Origin of the sequence: Serratia sp. (in: enterobacteria), assembly GCF_046715635.1 — a bacterium.
In the GTDB taxonomy this organism is placed as follows: domain Bacteria; phylum Pseudomonadota; class Gammaproteobacteria; order Enterobacterales; family Enterobacteriaceae; genus Chania.
Window position 1 is genome coordinate 1 of record NZ_JBKJYW010000448.1, and the last position, 6,701, is coordinate 6,701.

The 6,701-nt window shown below is 54.0% G+C and carries 8 protein-coding genes; 2 read left to right on the forward strand and 6 right to left on the reverse strand.

Annotated features, from left to right (window positions below; translation table 11 throughout):
• The coding region (locus ACLQ7H_RS23325; RefSeq protein ID WP_411754724.1) for a GTP-binding protein at positions 1-82 on the reverse strand (82 nt) is incomplete at its 3' end.
• A gap of 532 nt (positions 83-614) precedes the next feature.
• Between ACLQ7H_RS23325 and ACLQ7H_RS23330 the strand changes: the two genes are divergently transcribed.
• Positions 615-1,439, forward strand: a complete 825-nt coding sequence (locus ACLQ7H_RS23330) for a hypothetical protein (protein WP_411754718.1) — start codon at positions 615-617, stop codon at positions 1,437-1,439.
• Here ACLQ7H_RS23330 and rseC read toward each other — a convergent pair.
• The 4 genes from rseC to rpoE are packed head-to-tail and all read right to left on the reverse strand — an operon-like array spanning position 1,436 to position 4,124.
• Positions 1,436-1,912, reverse strand: coding sequence for a SoxR-reducing system protein RseC (gene rseC, locus ACLQ7H_RS23335; protein WP_411754719.1), 477 nt, complete (start codon positions 1,910-1,912; stop codon positions 1,436-1,438). The two genes, ACLQ7H_RS23330 and rseC, sit on opposite strands and share 4 nt — an antisense overlap.
• On the reverse strand, positions 1,909-2,868 hold the full coding sequence (rseB, locus tag ACLQ7H_RS23340; protein WP_411754720.1) for a sigma-E factor regulatory protein RseB: 960 nt from the start codon (positions 2,866-2,868) through the stop codon (positions 1,909-1,911). Before rseB ends, rseC begins: the two co-directional genes overlap by 4 nt.
• Positions 2,868-3,518: an anti-sigma-E factor RseA gene (gene rseA, locus ACLQ7H_RS23345; protein ID WP_411754721.1), complete on the reverse strand. Its 651-nt coding sequence runs from the start codon at positions 3,516-3,518 to the stop codon at positions 2,868-2,870. The genes rseB and rseA overlap by 1 nt, the downstream gene beginning before the upstream one ends.
• A 30-nt stretch (positions 3,519-3,548) precedes the next feature.
• Positions 3,549-4,124 carry an RNA polymerase sigma factor RpoE gene (gene rpoE, locus ACLQ7H_RS23350; protein ID WP_012146382.1) on the reverse strand — a complete coding sequence of 192 codons (576 nt, stop codon included), beginning with the start codon at positions 4,122-4,124 and terminating at the stop codon, positions 3,549-3,551.
• 213 nt (positions 4,125-4,337) lie between these two features.
• Here rpoE and nadB point away from each other — a divergent pair, with 213 nt between their 5' ends.
• On the forward strand, positions 4,338-5,939 hold the full coding sequence (nadB, locus tag ACLQ7H_RS23355; RefSeq protein WP_411754722.1) for an L-aspartate oxidase: 1,602 nt from the start codon (positions 4,338-4,340) through the stop codon (positions 5,937-5,939).
• A 4-nt stretch (positions 5,940-5,943) separates the two neighbouring features.
• On the opposite strand, the gene trmN is transcribed toward nadB, so the two are convergent.
• Positions 5,944-6,699, reverse strand: a complete 756-nt coding sequence (trmN, locus tag ACLQ7H_RS23360) for a tRNA(1)(Val) (adenine(37)-N(6))-methyltransferase TrmN (protein ID WP_411754723.1) — start codon at positions 6,697-6,699, stop codon at positions 5,944-5,946.
• Positions 6,700-6,701 lie beyond the last annotated feature (2 nt).

Consider the following 6,701-nt stretch of genomic DNA (forward strand, 5'->3'; position numbering starts at 1 on the left):
AGATTTGGATAATACGGTCAGACAGCGTCGACTTACCGTGGTCAATATGGGCAATGATAGAAAAATTTCTTATGTGTTTCATTTAATTAGTTTTTCTGCCTTGGTATTTCTGAATTACTCGCCTATGAAACCCGCATGGACATAAAGCGACAGTGAATGGGTCGGCTATTTTTCGCCTGAATCGCAGCATTCTACATGCCACACCCCTGAAAACCTAGCGATCGGTGTTGGGAAGCTATTCGATTATACGTAGTTTAGTGTTACTGCGCGCCGCAGTTGATGAAAGCAGATATTAACGCGGCAAAACCCAGATAATAATTGTGGGTTAATTGCGCCAGCCCTGTTGGCCAGACAGCGTTTATCCCGTGGTAATACATATTACGCAATTACGCAATAAACCCAATCTTAATTATTTTATAAATAATATTTTTATCAGTAACTTACAGTTAAACAGCATCGTCCCTGCTTTCGGATAAACCTGATATACGCTCCCTTGCCCCTCGGTTACAAGTGGCAAGAACTTTGGATAAAAACAGACTTCAGGGCACTACGACATCGGCAAGCCCACCAGAGTTCACCAGCATCTCCTCTGAACATTGATTGGAAGGTTTATCATGATCGATAAAGGGCAAATGCTGAGCCGGCACGATTTTTCCAAGGTCAACTGGGGCATTTTGGCAGCGGCAGCGCTGCTGTTCACACTCGGTGCGGCGCTGTTGTTAATACCGTTATTGAGCAACATGGAAGATCCTCACGTCCTGGCCTTACTGCAAGCCGGCGCGGCTACCATTCTGTTAGGCACTATTTTATTGGCATTGCGCCATTATTTGCGGCCAATGCTGACCTATCGCCTGTATGAGCACGGCGTGCGCGTGCTGGATCACCGCAGTCATAAAGAGCGGTTTATTGCGTTTGAAAAGATTGCTGATATCTACCATTCTCGCGGTAGCAGGCTGCTTGGCGGGCTGAACGACAATATGGCGTTTCGCACCTCGGAGGCTGCGTTCTGGTACAGCATCAAGAGCAATATATCTCACTCCCGGCAACTGATTGAAACCCTGATCCAGCAACAGATCCAGCAGCGTGGACCGCTGGCATTAAATTCGCTTTATCAGGGAGAGAAATTGACGTTTGGCTATCTCAACAGCGGCAGGGGTTGGCTAGGTTCGTGGCAGGAGAAACCGACGCAAACATTACGGCTTAGCGCAACGACGCTGAGTATCGCCCGCGCGCAGGTTCAGATCGAAAAGATCCACCGGCTGGAGAACAATATGCAGCGCGGCACCATTCGCCTGCTGGATTTACAGGGCAATGAGCTGTTTTCACTGGGTTATTACTCGCTGTTCAGCGCCGATCTGTTTATTGCGCTGATGGAGCATATGATCAACAACCGCATCCCCGCCTATAACAACCCGGCGATGACGCGGCCGCCGTATTAAATCGGAGATTCGGTTTCGGTGTGCAAACGCAAGGCACCTGGCGGCAAGCCGATTTGCAGCACCACGGGTTGATAATTAGCCTGTTCGCCGAGGCGTTTTGCCAATGCCCTTGCGATCAGGAAAGCAAGGCCACCCCCTAAAATCCCACCGAGTGCCGCCGCGGCATCACTGGCCAACCACCATTGCAGCAGGCCACCACCTAGCATCATGCCAAATAGCGGGGTCAGATAGACCAGCATCGCCGAACGTAACAGGCTGCCTTCCGCGATACCGACTTCCACGCGCTGGCCGGGTTCAAGGGGCTGGGCAATTGCCACCTGCAAGTGATGTTCACTTTCAGGCACCAGTTCGTCGAAGGCGCGGGCCCCACAACCAGAGCGTGCGGTACAGCTGCCACAGCCAGCTTTAGGCTCACAACGCAGCTGCGCCACGCCCTGTTGCCACGAGATCACCGTGGCCCACTCTTTCATCATTGTGGCGCTACCTTGAAAGTAATGCTGTCGGCGATGCGTTTCGCCGTTGAAGGAGGTAATTCCCCAACCACGGTAATTTCATTGCCATTACGAATTTCGGTTTGGATGGTGCGGCGGCCCTGACGATAAAACTGTTGGCTGGCATTACTGCCCGAAGGGCTGATGTTAACCGAGAAGCTGAACAAGCCATCGCTATAAAGCCGTGATTCAACCGGCACCGCCACATTCGGCAGCTTACGGCGATTACGCGCCACCTCGTTAACACCTGCGGGCAACCAGCCGGCATTCCAGGCCAGCTTAACGTTTTCAGCGGCAGGTAAGTTTAGCAGCGGTGGCAGATTGGCCGTGAGCAAAGCTTGCATCACGCTTTTCACCTGATCGCCCACCACTACCGAGATGACCCGATACTGTTCCAGCGTTTCGCCATCACGATCGAGCAGATCGACCCGCAGCGGCAACTTGGTCTCCATATCCATCCAGACCACATAGCTGTAACGGGAGCCATCACGAGCCACAACGCGGTAAACGTCACAAGGCCGATCGGAAATACGGGTGCGGCCAACGGAGATGAAGTCGTAGTACTTCGCCAGATAGTTGAAATCGGCAAACACGATGGCGGGCAAGGCGTCGACGATGTGATCGCCAGACAGCGTGAACGGTTCCAGACCAGGCTCAAAATAGCTGATCCCACCGCCACGTTGCAGCACTTCCCGACGAGGGCCGTCCATATGCAGCAACTGCCCCAGGGGCTGTTTATCGATCACCGCATGGCGATAGCGTAACGACTCTATCCCCTGCTTGCTGATGCTGATATAGGCGAGTTCATAGCTGAGTGAACGGCTGGCACTGCTCATTTGTTGCAATAACGCCCCGGACGCAGTTTCCTGCGCCGAGGCGATATTTGAATTGAGCAGGCTGCCCGTTAAAAGACAAACGGAGAACCAGATTTGCTTCATTACTGCTGTTGCATTCCTAAAGACTGAGTTCCAGGAACCTGAACTGCCGCCTGTTGTGGCCTGCTTTGTTCAAGTTGCAGCTGATCGGAGTGCAAACGGCGTTGCAACTCATAATCCTGCAGCATGGCATTGATACGCTTACGCTGTTCCTGCACCTGCTGCTGACCGCTGCCGGTTGAGAAACTGTCTGCGGGGACGCCCAGGCTGACCGGGGAAGGTTGCCCCATAATCGGCAACGTATTGAACGCTGGTGCTTCAGCCACGCCTGATTGGGTCACTGGCTGATTGTACTGTTGCACACCCACGATCACTGCCAGAGAGACACAAGCGGCAACGCCGACTTGAGTTAGCTGACTAGCCCAAGGACGAACCTTGTGCCAGAACGGCAGTTTACCCCAGGTGTGAGGTTGCGGTTGAGATTCGGGGATTGCCGAAGGAACCAGACGAGCGGGCTCTTTTTCCAATGCGGCAGCAACACGGTCTGCGATATCGAAATGCATGACTTGCCCGATATCACCCCGTAACGTGTCACGGATTAGGTGATAGCTCTGCCAGCTTTGCTGAAGCGCCCGATCTTTACTCAATGAGCTCAGCAGCTCATTGTCGAGCATTTCACCATCCATCAGAGCGGAAAGCTTTTCTTTCTGCATGCCTAGGTACCCTTCCAGTGTCCGCTATCGCTAACGTTGGATCAGCGGTTGAACTTTATTATCGATAGCCTCCCGAGCACGGAAAATACGTGAACGTACGGTTCCGACCGGGCAATCCATGATGGCGGCTATCTCTTCGTAGCTTAGACCATCCAACTCCCTAAGGGTAATCGCCATGCGAAGATCTTCCGGGAGTGACTCAATGGTACGGAAAACTATCTGTCTCAGCTCTTCTGACAACATTAAGTTCTCAGGGTTCGAAATTTCTTTCAGTGCACCCGCACTTTCGTAATTTTCGGCATCATTGGCATCCACATCGCTTGATGGTGGGCGCCGCCCCTGAGCAACCAGATAATTTTTTGCTGTATTGACAGCAATTCGATACAACCAGGTGTAAAAGGCGCTATCGCCACGGAACGACTCCAGTGCGCGATAAGCTTTAATAAACGACTCCTGCACCACATCCGGCACGTCGCCCTGTGGTACGTAGCGCGAAACGAGACTCGCCACTTTATGCTGGTAACGAATTACCAGTAAGTTAAACGATTTCTGATCGCCCTTCTGGACCCGCTCAACCAGAACCTGATCCGTTAACTGCTCGCTCATCCGAGGTAAACTCTCCCCAAATCTGTCTCCACGCGTGAAATTGTACCGCCAGCCATACATTATTTTCCTGAGCAAGCACTCGCTTGGAGTCCATACGGAACGCTAAGTTCCATATCGCCATTGTTTTTTTGTTGATGTCACCTTGTCCGTGGCTTTTGCCCGGACAAGTAGGCTAACATGAATTTCACTCTTCTTCTGCACACATCATACGTTATGCAACCATCATCTGAACATGTTAGCGATGTATTGATCGTCGGTAGCGGTGCTGCCGGCCTCTCCCTGGCGTTGCGCTTGGCGCAACATTGCAAGGTTACTGTACTCAGCAAAGGTCCGCTCAATGAAGGCGCCACCTTTTATGCCCAAGGCGGGATCGCCGCGGTGTTTGATGAAACGGACAGCATCGCCTCACACGTTGATGACACGCTGATCGCCGGAGCCGGCCTGTGTGATAAAGACGCCGTCGAGTTTATTGCCGGGAATGCGCGCAATTGCGTACAGTGGCTAATCGATCAGGGCGTGCTGTTCGACACCGAAACCAACTCCCAAGGCGAAGAACGCTATCACCTGACGCGGGAAGGCGGACACAGCCATCGGCGCATCCTGCACGCCGCCGACGCCACCGGCAAAGAAGTAGAGACTACCCTGGTAGCGAAAGCAAGTGCTCACCCCAATATTTCCGTGATGGAGCGCCGCAATGCGGTCGACCTGATCACCTCCAACAAGATCGGCTTGCCAGGCACCAAGCGCGTAGTGGGCGCTTACGTCTGGAACCGTGAGCGGGAGCAGGTGGAAACCTACCGTGCCAAAACGGTGGTGTTAGCCACCGGCGGAGCGGCCAAGGTTTATCAATATACCACCAACCCGGATATCTCTTCGGGCGACGGTATCGCCATGGCCTGGCGCGCTGGCTGCCGGGTGGCCAACCTGGAGTTCAACCAATTCCATCCAACCTGCCTGTTCCACCCGCAGGCACGTAACTTCCTGCTGACCGAAGCGCTACGCGGTGAAGGTGCCCACCTAAAACGCCCGGACGGCAGCCGTTTTATGCCTGACTTTGATCCCCGTGGCGAACTGGCTCCACGCGATATCGTCGCCCGCGCGATTGACCATGAGATGAAGCGCCTGGGTGCGGACTGCATGTATCTGGATATCAGCCACAAACCGGCGGAATTCATTACTCAACACTTCCCGATGATCCACGAAAAGTTGATGACGCTGGGCTTTGACCTGACGCAACAGCCGATCCCGATCGTCCCTGCGGCGCATTACACCTGCGGTGGCGTGATGGTCGATCAGCATGGCCGCACCGATCTGGACGGCCTGTATGCGATTGGTGAAGTGAGCTACACCGGGCTGCACGGCGCTAACCGCATGGCGTCCAACTCGCTGCTGGAATGCCTGGTTTATGGCTGGTCCGCCGCTGAAGATATTTTGACGCGCCTGCCTGCCATCAAGCTGGCCAAACAGTTGCCACAATGGGATGAAAGCCGCGTGGACGACTCGGATGAACGCGTGGTGATCCAGCATAACTGGCACGAACTGCGGCTGTTCATGTGGGACTACGTCGGGATCGTGCGCACCACCAAACGTCTGGAGCGGGCGCTGCGCCGCATCAATACGTTGCAGCAGGAAATCGACGAGTATTACGCCAACTTCCGCATCTCCAACAATCTGCTGGAACTACGTAATCTGGTACAGGTGGCGGAACTGATTGTACGCAGTGCGATGGAGCGCAAGGAAAGCCGAGGGCTGCATTACACGCTGGATTACCCGGATATGTTACCGGAGCCAAAACCCACCATTCTGCAACCCTGAGGCTTCAGTAATTCAGATAGAAATCGGTAATCAACTGGCGGAAGTCGGTGGTGTAGCTGCCATCCGCCAGTTTTATTGCCAACTCCGCCTCTTCTTTCGCCATCGGTTTACGCGCTAATGCCAGCATCAAACGGTGCTTTGGCGTCTCGGCCCGGTCGCTGATGTTCAGCCGCCGCGCGGTGTGCCAGCCACGTTGGTGGGCATTCACTTCAAAAGCTTCGCCAATCTCATAAGGCAGCACCACGCAGAAATGGCCCTCCGCCGTTATCAAGCGTTCGGCGCTATCCAGCAAGGCGTCATGCGTCAAGGTTTCGGTATAACGGGCGTTGGTGCGGGCCAGATCGCGACAGGCGACGGAAGGCTCAAAATACGGTGGATTGCTGACGATCAGATCGTAACAATGGGCATGCTGCTGGGCAAAATGATGAATATCCTGACTGTGCACCTGGATCTTCTGCGGCCAAGGTGACTCCAACACGTTATCACGTGCCTGCAAGGCGGCGGCGTTATCCAGCTCAACCGCATCGATGGCGACCTCGCTAGCCGTGCGCTGCGCCAACATCAGGGCGATCAGCCCACTGCCGCAGCCAATATCCAGCACCCGCTGCACGTTATCCACGGCAGTCCAGGCGCCAAGCATAACCGCATCGGTACCCACCTTCATCGCACAACGATCGTGGCCGACAAAGAACTGTTTAAAGGTAAAACCGCCGCGCCGCGGGGTCGATTTAGTTTTAATTTGATTACTCACAATGGCCACCA

Excerpts from the sequence above, each read along its gene's own strand:
- ACLQ7H_RS23330 (WP_411754718.1), top strand. The coding sequence starts at position 615 with ATGATCGATAAAGGGCAAATGCTGAGCCGGCACGATTTTTCCAAGGTC.
- rseC (WP_411754719.1), bottom strand. The coding sequence starts at position 1,912 with ATGATGAAAGAGTGGGCCACGGTGATCTCGTGGCAACAGGGCGTGGCG.
- rseB (WP_411754720.1), bottom strand. The coding sequence starts at position 2,868 with ATGAAGCAAATCTGGTTCTCCGTTTGTCTTTTAACGGGCAGCCTGCTC.
- rseA (WP_411754721.1), bottom strand. The coding sequence starts at position 3,518 with ATGCAGAAAGAAAAGCTTTCCGCTCTGATGGATGGTGAAATGCTCGAC.
- rpoE (WP_012146382.1), bottom strand. The coding sequence starts at position 4,124 with ATGAGCGAGCAGTTAACGGATCAGGTTCTGGTTGAGCGGGTCCAGAAG.
- nadB (WP_411754722.1), top strand. The coding sequence starts at position 4,338 with ATGCAACCATCATCTGAACATGTTAGCGATGTATTGATCGTCGGTAGC.